The 16,348-nt window shown below is 69.6% G+C and carries 14 protein-coding genes; 5 read left to right on the forward strand and 9 right to left on the reverse strand.

Annotation, left to right across the window (positions count from 1 at the left end; genetic code table 11):
• Nucleotides 1–1,008, reverse strand: a 1,008-nt coding sequence (locus tag U9978_RS17330) for an amidohydrolase family protein (RefSeq protein ID WP_322762185.1), incomplete at its 3' end; no start/stop codon positions are given.
• A 224-nt stretch (nt 1,009–1,232) separates the two neighbouring features.
• On the opposite strand from U9978_RS17330, the gene U9978_RS17335 reads away from it, so the two are divergent.
• From U9978_RS17335 to U9978_RS17345, 3 genes are read left to right on the forward strand one after another with little or no spacing between them, the layout of a single operon-like run.
• The gene (locus U9978_RS17335) at nt 1,233–2,465 is read left to right on the forward strand and encodes a cytochrome P450 (protein ID WP_322762186.1); all 1,233 of its coding nucleotides are present in this window, start codon (nt 1,233–1,235) and stop codon (nt 2,463–2,465) included.
• A 32-nt stretch (nt 2,466–2,497) separates the two neighbouring features.
• A complete protein-coding gene (locus tag U9978_RS17340) occupies nt 2,498–3,358 on the forward strand; it encodes a mycofactocin-coupled SDR family oxidoreductase (RefSeq protein WP_322762187.1) in 861 nt (286 codons plus the stop codon).
• Nucleotides 3,355–4,437: an acyl-CoA dehydrogenase family protein gene (locus tag U9978_RS17345; RefSeq protein WP_322762188.1), complete on the forward strand. Its 1,083-nt coding sequence runs from the start codon at nt 3,355–3,357 to the stop codon at nt 4,435–4,437. Before U9978_RS17340 ends, U9978_RS17345 begins: the two co-directional genes overlap by 4 nt.
• Before the next feature lie 36 nt (nt 4,438–4,473).
• On the opposite strand, the gene U9978_RS17350 is transcribed toward U9978_RS17345, so the two are convergent.
• The 3 genes from U9978_RS17350 to U9978_RS17360 are packed head-to-tail and all read right to left on the reverse strand — an operon-like array spanning nt 4,474 to nt 9,333.
• Nucleotides 4,474–6,918: an ABC transporter substrate-binding protein gene (locus U9978_RS17350; protein ID WP_322762189.1), complete on the reverse strand. Its 2,445-nt coding sequence runs from the start codon at nt 6,916–6,918 to the stop codon at nt 4,474–4,476.
• A gap of 49 nt (nt 6,919–6,967) precedes the next feature.
• Complete coding sequence (locus U9978_RS17355; RefSeq protein ID WP_322762190.1) at nt 6,968–8,176, reverse strand: amidohydrolase family protein; 1,209 nt, start codon at nt 8,174–8,176, stop codon at nt 6,968–6,970.
• Between the two features lie 29 nt (nt 8,177–8,205).
• Nucleotides 8,206–9,333, reverse strand: a complete 1,128-nt coding sequence (locus U9978_RS17360; RefSeq protein ID WP_322762191.1) for an amidohydrolase family protein — start codon at nt 9,331–9,333, stop codon at nt 8,206–8,208.
• Between the two features lie 347 nt (nt 9,334–9,680).
• Here U9978_RS17360 and U9978_RS17365 point away from each other — a divergent pair, with 347 nt between their 5' ends.
• A complete protein-coding gene (locus tag U9978_RS17365) occupies nt 9,681–10,778 on the forward strand; it encodes an NAD(P)-dependent alcohol dehydrogenase (RefSeq protein WP_322762192.1) in 1,098 nt (365 codons plus the stop codon).
• Nucleotides 10,779–10,799: 21 nt separating this feature from the next.
• Nucleotides 10,800–12,239 (forward strand): aldehyde dehydrogenase, encoded by a 1,440-nt coding sequence (locus tag U9978_RS17370; protein ID WP_322762193.1) that lies wholly within the window; start codon nt 10,800–10,802, stop codon nt 12,237–12,239.
• Between the two features lie 11 nt (nt 12,240–12,250).
• Here U9978_RS17370 and U9978_RS17375 read toward each other — a convergent pair whose 3' ends face one another.
• From U9978_RS17375 to U9978_RS17395, 5 genes are all read right to left on the reverse strand, one after another.
• Entirely contained in the window at nt 12,251–13,048 is a 798-nt protein-coding gene (locus U9978_RS17375) for an enoyl-CoA hydratase/isomerase family protein (protein ID WP_322762194.1), read from the reverse strand.
• Nucleotides 13,045–14,196 carry an acyl-CoA dehydrogenase family protein gene (locus U9978_RS17380; RefSeq protein ID WP_322762195.1) on the reverse strand — a complete coding sequence of 384 codons (1,152 nt, stop codon included), beginning with the start codon at nt 14,194–14,196 and terminating at the stop codon, nt 13,045–13,047. Before U9978_RS17380 ends, U9978_RS17375 begins: the two co-directional genes overlap by 4 nt.
• Before the next feature lie 77 nt (nt 14,197–14,273).
• The gene (locus U9978_RS17385) at nt 14,274–14,921 is read right to left on the reverse strand and encodes a TetR/AcrR family transcriptional regulator (protein ID WP_322762196.1); all 648 of its coding nucleotides are present in this window, start codon (nt 14,919–14,921) and stop codon (nt 14,274–14,276) included.
• A 63-nt stretch (nt 14,922–14,984) separates the two neighbouring features.
• Nucleotides 14,985–15,458: a pyridoxamine 5'-phosphate oxidase family protein gene (locus U9978_RS17390; RefSeq protein ID WP_322762197.1), complete on the reverse strand. Its 474-nt coding sequence runs from the start codon at nt 15,456–15,458 to the stop codon at nt 14,985–14,987.
• Between the two features lie 114 nt (nt 15,459–15,572).
• Nucleotides 15,573–16,348, reverse strand: a 776-nt coding sequence (locus U9978_RS17395) for an acyl-CoA dehydrogenase family protein (RefSeq protein ID WP_322762198.1), incomplete at its 5' end; no start/stop codon positions are given.

Here is a 16,348-nt window from a genome sequence, read left to right on the forward strand (position 1 = left end):
GGGCGTGTCCGCGTGGGGGAAGTCGGCCTCCCAGACGATGCGGTCGACGCCGACCTGGCCGCGCTGCTCGAGGCCCCACGGCTCCTCGATCATGCAGAAGGTGAAGTTGCGCCTGAACACCTCGCTGGGCAGGACGTCGTTCGGCAGATGCGACCAGTAGCGGTGGCGCTCCCACTGGCGGTCCGCTCGCTCGAGCGCCGCGGGCACCCACCCGATGCCGCCCTCGGACCACACGATCTGCACGTCCGGGAACTTCGCGAAGACCGGGCTCATCGAGATGTCGACCGCGCAGACCCACGAGGCGACGGCCATCGTCGCGATCGGCACCGCGAAGGACGAGTCGGCAGAGCCCATGTAGAGCTGGCCGCTGGAGCCGATGTGCATGCACGCCGGCACACCCGTCTCGGTGACTGCCTGCCACAGCGGGTCCCAGTCGGCCTGCCAGTAGGACGGAAGGCCGAGCGGGGCTGGGTTCTCCGGCAGGCAGATCGCCCGGGCACCGTTCGCGACACAGCGGCGCAGCTCGGCAGCGGCGGCCTGCGGGTCCCATAGGGGCGCGATCGTCATGGGGACGTAGAGCCCGCGCGGACCGGCGGGGCACCACTCGTCGAGGACGAAGTCGTTCCAGGCCCGGACGCAGGCGGCGGCCAGCTCCTTGTCCTTGAAGGACGCGAACAGTGCGCCACCGAACCTGGGCAGAGACGGGAAGGCGACCGAGGCGCAGACGCCCTGCGACAGGAGCTCCCGAGCGCGGGCCACCGGGTCATAACACGCGGGGATCATGTCCTCGAAACGCTTGGGCTCCAGCCCCCAGGTCTCGATCGGCTTGCCGGCAACGGCGTTGAGGCCCATGGTCGCCTCGCGGGTGTCCTCGTAGGTCCAGTACTGCGTACCGTCGGGCTCCTCGCGCACCTGGGGCGCGGTGGCCCTGAACTTCTCCGGGACCCGGTCCTGCCACACACCGGGCGGCTCGATGATGTGGTCGTCGACGCTGAACAGGCTGATCATCTGTCCACTCTCGCTCGCCGACCGGGGGCGGAACAAGGGTTCGGAACCCGCTTCTCAGCGCCCGAGCGTGACCGGCGTTCGGTCGTTGCTCGGCGTCGACGAGGGATGCGCTCCTCATGGCGCGGTCAGGCGTGCCCGCCGCGCCACGTCCAGCCCTGGGGATGAGAAGAGCCATCTCACCGGCACCGCTACGCACCGGCGGGTGGACGTGGTTACGTGCAGGCGTGAGCACGACCTACGATCACCACTCCGCCGGCTACGCCGAGCACTGGGCGCAGATCCACGCGGACCTGCGTCGGACCTGTCCGGTGTCACACGTCCCCGCCTACGACGGCTTCTGGCTGCTCACCCGCTACGAGGACGTGAAGACGGCGTTCCTCGACGACGCTGCCTTCTCGTCCCACCACGCTGTCGACGAGGACGGAAACCACTCCGGCGGCGTCGCGATCCCGTCTGCTCCACTGAAGCAGACCCCTATCGAGATGGACCCACCCGAGTACACCGGTTTCCGGCAGCTGCTCAACCCGCACTTCTCCCCCGCCGCGTCGAGACGCTACGAGCAGAAGATCCGCGATCTCACGACGGCCTTCCTCAACCCGATCGTGGCCAAGGGGAGCGGTGACCTCGTCCTGGACCTGCTCAACCCCGTGCCCGGCGTCTTCACCGCGCACCTGCTCGGCCTCCCGCTCGCCGACTGGGCGATCTACGCCGAGCCGATGCACCGGATGGTCTACGAGGCACCCGGCAGCCCCGGACACGACGAGGCCCTCGCGATGTACTTCACGGTCATCGTCAAGCTCGGGGAGACGGCCGCGGCGCGGCGCATCGAGCCGCAGGACGACCTGCTCACCATGCTGGTGCAGGCCGAGGTCAACGGCAGGGCGCTGACCGATCAGGAGATCCTCGAGATCTCGTCGCTGATCCTCATCGGCGGCGTCGACACGACCACCTCCCTGATGGCCAACGCGCTGCTGTGGCTCCACCAGCACCCCGACGAGAGAGCCAGGTTGGCGGCCGACCCTTCCCTCATCCCCAACGCCTGCGAGGAGTTCCTGCGCTACTTCACCCCGACGCAGGCGCTGGCTCGTACAGCCACCTGCCCCGTCACCCTCAGCGGGACCGACATCCCCCAGGGGGATCGTGTCCTGCTCTCCATGGCCGCGGCCAACCGGGATCCGGAGGCTTTCGACGATCCCGAGTCGATCGACCTCACCCGGTTCCCGAACCGCCACCAGGCATTCGGTCTGGGTATCCACCGCTGCCTGGGGTCCACGTTCGCGCGTCTGGAGATGCGGATCGTCCTCGAAGAGGTGCTGCGGCGGATGCCGGAGCACGTCGTCGACGAGGCGTCGGCGCAGCGGTACCCGAGCATCGGGATCGTCAACGGCTGGATCAGTCTGCCGTTCACGACACCGAGCGGCCCGGTCGAACCGACCCCGTTCTCGTACCTGGTGTGACTGTCCACGCAACATCTTCCGAGGGAGCAGACATGGGCAGAGTCGCCGACAAGGTCGTCTTCATCACCGGCGCCGGTCAGGGGCAGGGCCGGTCGCACGCGGTTCGCTTCGCCGAGGAGGGTGCCGACGTCGTCGCCGTCGACGCGTGCGCCGAGATCCACCCCCGGGTGGGCTACCCGTACCCCTCGCCGGAAGACCTCGAGGAGACCAAGGCGCTGGTCGAGAAGGCGGGCCGACAGTGCGTCACCGCGGTCGCCGACGTCCGCCATCGCGACCAGGTCCAGGCGGCTGTCGACGCCGGCCTCGAGGCTTTCGGGCGGGTCGACGCCGTGCTCGCCAACGCAGGAATCATCACCTTTCACGAGCGGTCCTGGGAGATCGAGGACGACGTTTACGACGCGATCATCGACACCAACCTCAAGGGCGTGTGGAACACCATCGTGTGCACCGTGCCGTCGATGATCGAGGCCGGGCGGGGCGGCACCATCACGATCACCAGCTCGGCGGCGGGCATCCGCGGTCAGCTGCCCTACGCGCACTACGTCGCCAGTAAGCACGGAGTCGTCGGGCTGATGAAGGCCTTCGCGAACGAGCTGGCGCCGCACCGCATCCGTGTCAACACGGTGCACCCCACCGGGGTCGCCAGCCCGGGCATGGGCATCGGTGGGGCCGAGACCGCAATGCCGATCTTCATGGCGAACCCCACGGCGCTGCTCGGTGCGACGAACATGCTCCCCGATCTCGACACCGAGCCCGGCGGCGACTACGTACCCGTGGGCGCGATCCCCGAGCGCGACGTCTCCCACGCGATGCTGTGGCTGGCCTCCGACGAGGCTCGCTACGTCACCGGAGTCCAGCTCGCGGTCGACGCGGGCAACACCAACAAGCCGTGAGTGCCGCCGCCGGGCGAGCAACCGTGGATCTTGCGCTGACCGAGGAGCAGAACGCCCTGCGCCGCGGCGTGCAGGAGCTGCTGCGTGACCAGGGACCGGAACAGGGGCAGGAACAGGGGCAGGACCGCCCCGACCCCACGCTGTGGCGGGCGCTCGCAGACATGGGCGCCCTGGGCCTCGCGATCCCGGCGAAGCTCGGTGGCGCGGGCGCGGGATGGGCCGAGGTGGGCGTCGTCCTCGAAGAGCTGGGACGTTCGCTGGCGTGCGTGCCGTTCCTGTCGAGCGTCCTGCTCGCCACCACGGCGCTCCTCGCCGCCGGCGACCGGGAGCACCTCCCCGCCATCGCGTCCGGCGCGCTCACCGCGACGGTGTCCCTGGACGCCCGGGTGGAGCATGACGGGAACGTCGCCCGCGGCCGCGCCTCGATGGTTCTCGACGGGGCGGGGGCGGACCTCGTTCTCGTCGCGAACGCGGACGGCGAGCTGCTGGCCGTGCCGAGCAGCTCGATCGTGGCCACCCCGCTCGCCACGCTGGACCTCACCCGCCGGCTGGCGGACCTGGTGATCGACGGCCCGGCGACGGTGCTGTCCACCGCGGCGCCGCGGTGCCTGCACGCCGCATCCCAGGCGCTCAGCATCGGCCTGGCGGCGGAGAGCGTCGGCGTCGCCTCCTGGGCACTGGACACCGCGGTGGCCTACGCGAAGGTCCGCCACCAGTTCGGCCGGCCCATCGGGTCGTTCCAGGCGATCAAGCACCGCTGCGCGGACATGCTGGTCGCCGTCGAGGCGGCACGCTCGGTGTCGACCTACGCGCTGCGGGTCGCCGACACCGGTGAGGACCCGGCCACCGCGGCCGCGATGGCGCAGGCCTGCGCCACCGAGAACGCGGTGGCGGTCACGGCCGGGTGCATCCAGGTCCTCGGCGGCATCGGCTTCACGTGGGAGCACCCGGCGCATCGCTATTACCGGCGCGCCGTGAGCAACCAGGCGCTGCACGGCAGTCCGACGGAGCACCGCGAGACGGTCGCGGTGGCCATGGGTCTGCCCGCTGCGTTCGCCGGTGGCAAGGCCCGGCCGTGACCGCACTGGGGCGCGGTCTTCGTCGCGGAGAGAACATCATCTCAGCGCCGTCGGCCGGTCGGAGAACCCTGGCATGAGCTCCTCGACGAGGCCCTCCCGGCCGCCGAGCACGGTGCGTAGGACGAGGTAGTCGGATCCCTTGTAACCACGGTGGTCGTAGGGCCCGAAGCCCAGCACCGTACCTGGGGCTCCCATCGTCGCCGGTACCATCCGGACCTTCTCCAGTCCCTTCGCAAGGCCCTCGGGCGTGACCGGACGTGAGCGGGCGATACCCTCGGCGAGCACCCGGCCCATGTCGTACATGTGCGCGGGGTAGCAGCCGTAAGGCTTCGCACCCCCGAAACGTGCGACGTAGCGGTCCTGGAAGCCCTGGAAGACCTTGTTGCCCTCGTGCGGGAGGTCGACCCCGACCCAGCCTTCAAGCAGGTCGGCAGGCGCGGGGAGGTTCATCAGGGCCGGGCTGCCGAGCTCCTGGTCCATCCCGCTACACAGCACCCAGGTGGTGATCGTGACTCGGGGGACGTCCCAGCCCTCGCTGACGTGGCGGGCCATCTGCGCCAGCACGGCGTAGAAGGACAGTCCGTATCCCAGGTGGGCGACGCCCTGTGCACCCGATGCACGGACGGCCCGCAGCGCGGTGTCCATCTCCTCACCGGTGACGCGCGGTGACACGATCTGATCGCTGGTGACCTGTAGGCCGAGGGTGCGGGCGTGCAGGCGGAACCAGTCGTAGTACTCGTCGCCGATGGGGTTGTCCTCACGGACCACTCCGACCCGCCTCACACCGCGGCGCAGGAGATGACGCGCGATGTGGAAGGTCTCGTCGGCGAACGTGCCGTTGGGCGTCTGGAAGCAGAAATCCCCGGCGAATTTCGTCGTCGCGCAGTAGGAGATCACCGGGACGCGCGTCCGTTCGATCTCGTCCCGCAGGATGCGGGTCAGGTCGGTGATGAACGGACCGACGACCCCGAGGACCTTCTCCTTGTGGACCAGGTCCCGCCACGCGCGGACGACACCGGCGGCAGCGCCGTCCGGCGGGCCTTCGACCTCGCGGACGACCAGTTCGACATCGCGGTCCAGGAGCCCCGATTCGAGGGCCTCGGCGAACGCAAGGCGCAGGCCGTCATACCACTTCTCGACCGGCGCCCACAGCGCCCAGTCCTGCAGCACGCCGATGCGAAAGGGCGTCCGGTCGCCGACGAGGCTGTAGCGGGTGCCGGCACCGGACACGGCGTGGCTCGCACCAGCGGCGTCCGCACCAACGGCGTCCGCGCCAGCGGCGTTCTGCGCGCCGATGCCCAGTGGCGAGGCCGGCAGCAGGTCTGCCCACGTCACGTCGACCAGCTGTTCGATACCGTCGGCGATGGTGCGCAGGACGATGTAGTCGCCCTTGTAGCCGCGGTGGTCGTACGGTCCGAAGCTGATGACGGTGCCCGGTCCACCGATGCACGCCGGAACCATCCGGGTGCGCTCGAGGGCGTCGGTGAGCCCCTGGGCCGACGGGGGCCGCATCCGGCCCAGTGCGTTCGCGACGACGAAGCCGTGGTCGAAGCCGAGAGCCGCGTAGGCGTGGAAGGGTCTGCGACCGAAGCGCTTCTCGAAGCGGAACAGGACATCCTGGAAGTGCCGGTTGCCCTCGTGGATCTGGTCGAGCCCGATCCAGCCGTCGAAGTCCGCGATGAGCGCGGCCTGGTCGTAGTCACCTGCGCCCCCGAACGCGGTGATGGCGACCCACGTGGTGTTCTGGACCTTCACGGGGTTCCAGCCGAGCTCGTCGCTGATCGCCGTGACCGCGGCGCGGACGGGGCCCAGCGTGCCATAGGCGGAGAGGACGACGATGCACTCGGCGCCTGTTTCGTGAGCTGCCCGCAACACGGGCTCGACCGGCTCATAGGTGTTGAACAGACCGACGACGTGGTCGGTGACGAGGGTGAGGCCATAGCGCTTGGCCGCGGCACGGAAGGCGGCGCCGTACTCCTCGCCGATGATCCCGTCCTCGCGGAACGACGCGACGCGGGTGATTCCCTGGGACGCGAGGTAGCCGGCGAGGAGCACTGCCTCGTCCGGGAATCCACCGTTCTGCAGCGCGAAGGCGTAGGGGCCGGCCCAGTCGAAGGTGGCACAGAAGCTGATGGTCGGCACGCCCGTGCGGTTGACCTCGTCGACGAGAGCCAGATTGGCCTCGGTGACCACGGGTCCGATGATGGCGAGGCAGTCCTCGTCGTGGACGAGCTCTCGCCAGGCGTCGACGACGACGGAGCTGGTACCCCGCATCGGTCCCTGGACCTCGCGGATGACGAGCTCGATGGTGCGGTCGACGTCGCCGCGCTCCTCCGCCTCGGAGAAGGCGAGCCGGATGCCGTCGTAGAAGTCCTGGATGAGGTTGGTGCCCCCGGCGAACTCCATGCAGACGCCCACCTTGTGAGGAGCGCGGGGGCGCCTGGTCAACAGCTCCTGGGACGTTCTTTTCTTCACCACCATGCTGAGGTCTCCATCCCCATGCCGACTGCCGAATCTCCACGCCGACGAGTCACCTGGTGATTCCGATGCGCTTCAGGCCGAGACACTCGATGGCGTTGCCCCGGAGCAGTTGCCAAGTCTCGTGCTCGTTGAGCCGGGCAGCAGTGACGATCTTCTCGGCGGTCTCACGCGAGTGAGGGAACGTGGAGTCCGAGTGCGGGTAGTCGGTCTCGAACATGATCTGTCCCATGCCGACGACGTCGCGGCTCGCCAGGCCATGAATGTCGTCGAAGATGCAGCCGTAGACTCGACCGGCGATGTAGGAACTCGGCGGCTCGGGCAGCGCTTCCCGGAGCTTGTTGCCGTAGTAGTGGCTGCGCTCCCACACGGAGTCCAGTCGCTCAATCATGAATGGCATCCAGCCGACCTGACCCTCGGAAAGCGCGATCTTGATATTGGGGTGGCGCACGAGGACACCCGAGCACAGCCAGTCCACGAACGCGTGCACGGAATTCTCGGCGGTCAATGCCATGCCCGCCTCAAGCGGAGCATCGGGCGCCGTCAGCGCCATCTGTGACGACGATCCGATATGCATGTTGATTACAGTGTCGGTTTCGTCGCACGCGCGGAAGAACGGCTCCCAGTGCGAGCCGTAGATACTGGGGAGGCCCAACGGGACCGGGCTCTCGGAAAAGGCAACCGCATGCGAGCCCTTCCCTGCGCACCGGAGAATCTCCGCCGCCGCGAGTTCGGGATCCCACAGCGGAACGAGGGTGCACGGGATGAGCCGGCCGTAGGCGGCGCCGCCGGACCAGTCGTCGATCATCCAGTCGTTGTAGGCCTGGACGCAGAGCAGCGCAAGCTCCTTGTCCTCCCGCTCCAGGAACGTCTGGCCACAGAAACGGGAGAAGCTGGGAAACGAGAGGCTGGCCTCGGTGTGGTTGTGGTCCATCGCCGCCAGCCGAGCATCCTGTTGCCAGCAGCCTGCGACGATGTCGTCGTAGGTCACCGACCTTGCCGAGGGCTCGTCGAGATACCCGACCTGGGCCATCCCACGCGGCAGGGGCGAGACCAGATCGTCGTAGAGCCACAGGTCGACCGGACCCGCGTCGGGATGCTGCTCCTCGCTGAACTTCAGGCCCCCGTCGAAGATCATTCGACCGTGTCGGCGCTCGAGGCGGGGCCCACGGTCGGCATACCTCGCGGGCAGGCGGTCCGACCAGAGCGTCGGGGGTTCGATCACATGATCGTCTACGCTGATGATCCTGGGGATGTCCATGTGACGCTCTCTCCTGTTCCGCCAACCGCTCAGACGCCGCCCACGCCGATCTTCCAGCGGAAGAGCCTCTCAGCGTTGCCGCTGGTCATAGCGGTCGCCTCGGGGGCGGGAACGTCCGCGAGAAGCTCCGTCACATGCTTCTGACTGTTCGGCCAGAGCGTGTCGGCGTGGGGGTAGTCGCACTCCCAGAGGATCTTGTCGATACCTACGTCGTGACGGACCTTCACGCCGAACGGCTCTTCGATCATGCACGCCCAGATGTTGCGTTCCCAGACCTGGCTGGGGAGCAGGTCGTCCATGCCCGCCCACAGGCGGTGCTTGAGGAACTGGCGGTCGGCCCGCTCGACAGCCGACGGGATCCAGCCGATCCCACCCTCGGACAGGGCCAGCTTGATGGTGGGGTACCTGCGAGGTACCGGGCTCATCGCGAACGCGACCATCGCCGCACAGGCGTTGACATTGCCGAGGGCGATCGGAAGGACGAAGGGGCCGTCGTCAGGCGCCGGGTTGGTGAGCTCGCCACTGGAACCGATGTGCATGCAGATGACGACCTCGGTCTCCGTGCACGCCTCCCAGACCGGGTTCCAGAAGTCGCTGAACAGTGACGGCAGGCCGAGGGAGACCGTACCCTCGGGAAAGGAAAGTGCCCGTGCACCCTTGGCGGCGCAGCGTCGGATCTCGGTCGCCATGGCGACCGGATCCCACACCTGGCCGACGATGCAGGGCACGAACATCTCGGGCGCGGCGGCACACCACTCCTCGATGTGGAAGTCGTTGTAGGCCGCAACGCACAGGCTGGCGAGTTCCTTGTCGGCGTAGTTGTTCAGCACCCGGCCACCGAAACCCGCCAGCGTCGGGAAGCAGAGGCTCGCCAGGATGTTGTCCTCGCGCATGTCCTCAGCACGCGCGCGGGGGTCGTAGCAGCCGGGAATCATGTCGCTGAAGCGGACGGGCTCAAGGTTCCACTCCTCCTGCGGTTTGCCCGCCACGGCGTTCAGGCCCATCTGGGGGAACGTTTCGCCCTCCCAGACCCAGTACTCCCGGCCGTCCCGCTCGATGACGTGGGGGGCGTCGTCCGCGTACCTGGCCGGCAGGCGGTCAGTCCAGACCTTCGCGTGCTCGATGATGTGGTCGTCGACGCTGAAGAGGTCGAACATGATGCCACTCCCTCAGGTACGAAGAGCGCCCGGCAACAGGGGACGCGGCGTCACGGGGCCGGGGCACGCACCTCGCCGCGTTGTCGTCGGTCGACACCCAACACCAGGGTGCCTCCCTCCTCCGCCTCGCGATGCACGCACCCCGGCCCCGCTCCTTCATCCACGCCCCTATTGCCGGGCGCTCTAAACCGATTTCCGTTTGTAGCACCGGAGTCACGGGGCCGAGGACGATCTCGTCGACAACGTCGTTCTCAGTCGGGTAACCCGGCAGGTGGGTACTGTGCGCGCGACACGAGAGGCGCCGGCGGGCTCAACACCAGCACCGTCCCACGACGTAGGAGTCGAACGTGGACATCACCGCAGCCGTCCTGCGCCAAGCCGGCGCCACGATGGCGCTGGAGCTACTCCAGCTCGAGGCACCACGCCGCAGCGAGATCGTCGTGGAGATCGCCGGCACCGGGATCTGTCACACAGATCTGTCGTTCCGCGACGGGCACTGGCCCTACCCCCTGCCGGCAGTCCTGGGTCATGAAGGCGCCGGCACGGTCGTCGCCGTCGGCGAGGCCGTAACCGACGTGGTGGTCGGTGACCGCGTCGTGCTCTCCAGCGGTTCGTGTGGGACCTGCCCCGCGTGCCTGTCCGCGCGGCCGGCAGAGTGCCCGAGCGCAGCTTTGATCAACATGAGGGGCTCCCGCGGGGACGGCTCGATCCCCCTGTCGAAGCACGGTGAGCCTGTCCACGCCACGTTCGTGTGCCAGTCGTCATTCGCGACCCACGCGCTGACCGAGTCGCGCTTCGCCGTGAAGCTGCCCGACGACGTGCCCCTCGAACTGGCCGGCACCCTGGGCTGCGGCGTACAGACAGGCGCAGGCGCCGTCCTCAACGCGCTGCGGCCGCGTCCGGGCTCCTCGGTTGCCGTGTTCGGTCTGGGCGCCGTGGGGCTCTCGGCGGTGGCTGCCGCGAAGTACAGCGGGGCCACCCGGATCCTCGCCGTCGATGTGAACCCCGCTCGCCTGGAGCTCGCCACGATCTTCGGCGCGACGGACCTCGTCGACGCGAACAGCGGCGATGCCGTGGCAATGGTCCAGGCGCTCGTGCCAGGGGGTGTCGACGGCGCCGTCGAGGCGAGTGGCAACCCCCTGGCGCTCCCGGCTGCGTTCCTGTCCACGCACGGCGTCGGGACGACGATCCTCGTCGGAGCCGCCGCACCCGGTACGCAGTACGCCATCGACTCCCTGTCGCTGCTTGCGGGTCGGACGCTGCGTGGCGCCACGATGGGCCTGTCCAACCCCAGAGTGTTCATCCCCCAACTGGTGGCGATGTGGCGCGCGGGGCTGCTACCCCTCGAGGCGATGAGCAGGACCTTCCCGTTGTCGGAGATCGAGGCCGCTCTCGCCGCCGCCGCCGACGGCTCCGTCGTCAAGCCAGTGCTCGTCCCCGCCTGATCCGAGCCAGAGGAGCTGGAGATGACGATCGACCACGATGCGTTCTGGATCGGCGGGCAGCTGACGAAGCCGGCCGGCGGCGGTCGCCTGTCGGTGGTGAGCCCGGCCACCGAGGAGGTCATCGGGAGCGTCCCGCGAGCCGAGATCGCCGACGTCGACGCCGCGGTCGGCGCTGCCCGCACGGCTTTCGACGAAGGGCCGTGGCCCCACCTGACCGCGACGGAGCGGGCACAGGTCCTCCTGCGGGCGGCCGACCTCCTCGACGACCGCCATGAGGAACTCGCCGAACTCATCACAGCGGAGATGGGATCACCCATCACCTTCAGCCGGGTGGCACAGGTGTCCTCGGCTCTGATCCGCTACTACGCCGGGATGTCCGAGCGCGTCTCGTTCGAGGAGCACCGCGCGGGCAGCGTCGGTCCGATAGTCGTGCGACGGGAGCCGGTCGGCGTGGCCGGGCTGATCATCCCGTGGAACGCGCCACTCGGGCTGCTCCTGGGCAAGCTCGCGCCGGCCCTGCTCGCCGGCTGCACCACTGTCGTCAAACCGGCTCCGCAGACGCCGCTGGACACCTACGTCCTTGCCGAGGTGCTCGAAGCCGCGGGGCTGCCGGCCGGCGTCGTCAACATCGTCGCCGCCGACCGTGAGGTATCCGAGCGGGTCGTAACCCATCCCGGCGTGGACAAGATCAGTTTTACCGGCAGCACAGTTGCCGGACGGCGGATCGCATGCCTGTGCGGTGAGCAGATCAAGCGGGTCACCTTGGAGCTCGGCGGCAAGTCGGCGTGCATCGTGTTGGAGGACGCGGACCTCGACGCGGCGATCCCGACGGCGGTCCAGGGCGCGATGCTGAACAACGGGCAGGCATGCATCGCCCTCACCCGGCTGCTCGCTCCGCGCTCCCGCTATACCGAGATCGTCGAACGGGCCGCGGCCATCGTCGGCCACCTACCTGTCGGAGACCCCTTCGATCCGGGCACAGTTGTCGGGCCGCTGGTGAGCCGTGAGCAGCGCGAGCGGGTCGAGGGCTACCTCCAGGCCGGCCGCGACGCCGGAGCGCGAGTCGTCACCGGTGGCGGACGACCCGATGGCCAGGACAAGGGCTGGTACGTCCAACCGACTCTGTTCGCCGACGTGGACAACAGCATGCGCATCGCGCGCGAGGAGATCTTCGGACCGGTGCTGTGCGTCATCCCATACGAGACCGTGGACGATGCGGTCGACATCGCCAACGACTCCCCGTTCGGGCTGTGCGGTGCCGTGTGGACCGCAGACCCGCAGCAGGGACTCGACGTGGCGCGACGCGTGCGCACCGGCACCTTCAACGTCAACGGCTTCAGCTACGACACGAGCGCACCGTTCGGCGGCTTCAAGCAGTCGGGGCTCGGCCGTGAGTGGGGCCGTGAGGGTCTCGATTCCTACCTCGAGCTCAAGTCCATCGCCATGCCCGCGACCAGCTGACCGAGGGTGTCTCAGCGTCCCGTGAACTCGGGCTTGCGCCGCTGACCGAAGGCGGCGATGCCCTCCTTGAAGTCGCTGCTGCGCACCGTGAGCTCGACGGCCACCAGCTCGGACTCGAGGGCGGCGGCAAGGTCGGTGGTGAGGCCACGGCGCAGCAGTCCCTTGGTGACTGACAGTGCGAGAGTCGGCCCCGCCGCCAGGTCACTGGTGATCCGGGCCGCCTGCACCGCGAGATCGCCGTCAGCGACCACCTCGTCAAAGACGCCCAGCTCGTGGCCGCGCCGCGCATCCAAGGGCTTCCCCCGCAGGAGCACCTGGGTGGCCGCGCCGAGCCCGGCCCTGCGCGCGAGCAGCCACGTGCCGCCGCTGTCCACCGCGAAGCCCAGCCCGGCGAAGGGCTCCACGAAGGACGCACTCTCCCCGGCTACGATCACGTCGGCGGTAAGTGCCAGGTGAGCGCCCAGGCCCATCGCCCGACCCTGCACGGCGACGACGAGGGGCAGCGGGCAGTCCCACAACGTCTGGATCATGCGGTTCGCGCCGGCACGGACCGCCCGGATCAGTCCACCGGTGACGGGGCGTTCGGTACCGGACGCATTCACCGAGACGATGTCCGCGCCCGCGCTGAAGTGCGGCCCCACCGAGCGGATGAGGACCGCCCGGACGGCTCCGCCGTCGACCGCGTCGGTGACCGCGTCGGTGATCCTGTGCATGTCGACGGCTCGCAGTGCGTTGCGGGTCGGCGCGCGGTCCAGGACGATCTCGAGCAGGCCGCCGTCGGTACCGACGACAACCTCACCGGCGCTCATGCGGCCGGCTCTCGCGGGAGGCCGAGCACCTGTTCGGCGATGGTGTTGCGCTGGATCTCCGCGGTCCCCGCCCCGATCGTGCTGGCGCGGGTGGCGAGCAGGCCCGCCGACCACCGCCCACCCTCGACCGGATGGGCCCGGCCCGGCGCGAGCACCGCCGACCGTCCGGTGATCTCGACGGCGAGGGCGTGCAGTCGCTGCTCGAACTCCGTGAAGACGAGGCGTCCCAACGACGCCCCCGGACCCGGCTCACGTCCCCGCAGGAGGTCACCGAGGACCCGCAGCCCGCCGAGACGCACGACCTGCAGGTCGGTCTCCGCCTTGGCCAGCGCTTGGCGGACGAGCGGGTCACCGGCGCGGTCGAGGCGCACGGAGAGCGCGACCAGCTCGTCCAGAACGCGGCGGTACTTCGACGCCTGCGTGATGAAGGCCGTCGACCGTTCGTGGCCGAGGCTCGTGCGGGCGATCCGCCAGCCCCCGCCCTCCTCGCCGACGCGATCGGAGACCGGCACGCCGACCTCGTCGAACGTGACCTCGAAGAACGACGTGTTGCCCGTCATGTCCACCAGGGGAGAGACGGTGACGCCCGGAGCGTGCATGTCGATCAGGAGGTAGCTGATGCCGTCCTGACGCTGCTCCTGCGTACCGGTGCGCACCAGGGCGAACATGCGATCGGCGGCGCGGGCGTTGGTGATCCAGACCTTGCGCCCGGTGACGACGTACTGATCGCCGTCGCGGCGGGCGCGGGTGCGCAGGCTCGGCAGGTCGGAGCCGGCGTCTGGCTCGGAAAACCCCTGGCACCAGATCTCGTCCCCGCGCAGCGCCGGCCGCAGGTAACGCTCACGCTGCTCCCGCGTGCCGTGCACGATCAACGTCGGACCGACGACGAAGGTGCCCCCGCTCGGGTGCGGCGGCAGCCGGCGCCGGGAGAGCTCCTCGGTGTAGGCGACCTGATGGGCGAGGGACAGCTCCATGCCGCCCCACTCGCGGGGCCAGCCGGGGGCCGCGAAGCCCTCGTCGACGAGCAGGGCGGCCCAGGACCGCTGCCACGCCAGACGCTCGCCCGCGTGCTTGGGCGCGGGTCCAGGGTCGTGGGTGTCGAGGAACTCGGCGAACCGGGCACGCAGCTGTACGGGTGTCTCATCCATGGCGCTTCCAGCCAACTGCGCCGGGTGCCGGTCGGGCAAGGTTCCGGCGGGAAAGCGGCTTCTCAGCCGTCTTCGAGTCAGCCGTCTTCGAGCTGCCACGCATGACGGCTGGCCGCCGGGAGCGTGACGCCGAGGATGCGGTCCACCAAGGGCAGGATCTGTGCCTCGGTCGTCGCGCGGTCGGGTGACCCGCCGCGGGAGATGACGTCGGCGGCCGGGCCGGACACGATGTGGAACAGGCCCAGGGCGTCACCTTCGGCGTCGACGCCGGGGCCGGCCGCACCGGAGGCGACCAGATCCGCCAGGGCGCGGACCAGCGGCGCGGTCAGGGCCGCGCGACAGGCTTCGACCTGGTCCGGGAAGATGCCGAGCAGGTGGCGCCAGTGCGTCGCGAAGAGCACGGTCGGCTTCGCCACCCGGGGCACGTAGGCCATGTCCAGCACGCCGTCGAACCAGGCGCGGACCCGCACCAGCGGGTCAGGGTCGGTGCACACCCGTTCGAGGCGCTTGCTCGCCCGCGAGACGTCCTCCTCCAGCAGGTGGAGCAGGAGGTGATCCTTGGTCTCGAAGTGACGGTAGAAGCACCGCGTCGACAGGCCGGCGGTGCGCAGCACGCTCTCGACCTTGAAGCCCCACCAGCCGCCACGGGCCAGCGCAGCCCGCGCCGCGGCGGTCAGGCGGGCCACCTCGTCCCCTGGACTCGCCGCTGGACCGGTCGAAAACACGTGGGGGCGAACTAACCCTGCCTCGTTCACGGTATCGACGGTAAGCGCGAGCGTGAGCCCTGTCTATCGATGGGTTGCCAGGCGAATGCGGCTGTTGTCCCACGTCACCGGCGGGCCGACCGGTCGCAGCCGGATCGTGACCATACCCGATCCGTAGTGCGCGGCCGTCGCCGTAGGCAGCCCCGCGGTCGGCAACGAGAAGCCCGCGTACTTCGTGTCGCTCAGCTCCGCGACGCGGACCGCCTGTTCCCTGTCGAGCGCGCGGTCCAGGACCGTCGCCTCGCACGACAGCTGGACCGCGGTCAGCTCCACCCAGGCCCGCCCCGACTCGATCAGGAACGAGGCGCGGGGATCGCGGCTGATGCGCAGCACTTTCCTGCTCTTCGCCGGGGTACGCAGGTAGATGTCCGAGCCGTCGACCACGAACCAGCTCGGCAGGGCGACCGGCCAGCCGTCAGCCTTCAGCGTCGTCACGATCGCGGTATGGGCGCCACGGATGCGCTCCCACGCCTCCTGCTCGGTCAGTCCGATGCCCACAGCGCCTCCGGTTCGCTCCCTCGCTCGCGCCCTCCGCGGCCGGGCTCCTCCGTCGCCCGACCACTCCACTTGCTCGTTCCTACACTCACTGGTCTCCCACTCACTGGTCTCCTTTCACCGGGCTGCCAGCGCGCCGAGCGCCGCAGCGTGGAGTGCGTGTCGGGGACCGTTGAGGCGCCGGACCGCTTCTGCCCGGCGCACCGTCAGGTGCATGCCTGTCTCCCAGGCGTAGCCCATGCCGCCGTGCAGGTGCAGGCAGCGCTCGCCGGCGACGGCGACGGCTTCGACCGCAGCCAGGCTCCCCGCCGCGGCGAGCGCGTAGGCGTCGCGATCCCGCGAGTCCCACGCGGCAGCCGCGGCTCGCACGCAGGCGCGGGCGGCCTGGAGCCCGGACCAGGCGGACGCAAGTTGGTGCTGGACCGCTTGGAATGCCCCGATCGGCCGACCGAACTGCTCGCGCCCGCCCAGGTAGACCTTGGTCGTAACGATCGCGACCTCACCCGCCCCCACAAGCTCGGCGGCCCGCAGTATCCGGCCGAGCGCCGAGGCCCGTTCGAGGAGGACGGGACCTGCGATCTCGATCTCGATCTCGTCGACCACAGGGAGATCGCGAAGTCGACGGCTCACCCGCGGACGGGTGGGGTCCATGTCGTCGACGTCCACCGGATCACCGAGGACCGCATGGACCCGCAGCGAGCGACGGTCCGGGGCCGGGGCCAGCAGGACGTCCGGCGGCAGCGGCTCGGCCACGACCGCGAGGTCTGCGGGAGCAGGATCGAACGCCGCGACCACGTCGCCCGCGAGGATCCGCTCCGCCAACGCCGTACCGGCGGCGCCGCCGGCGAGCAGTGCCGTGGCCACGACCGCCGCATCGAGCACCGGCTCGGCCA

The sequence above is a fragment of the Protofrankia sp. Cr2 genome, from assembly GCF_963555885.1.
GTDB lineage: Bacteria > Actinomycetota > Actinomycetes > Frankiales > Frankiaceae > Protofrankia.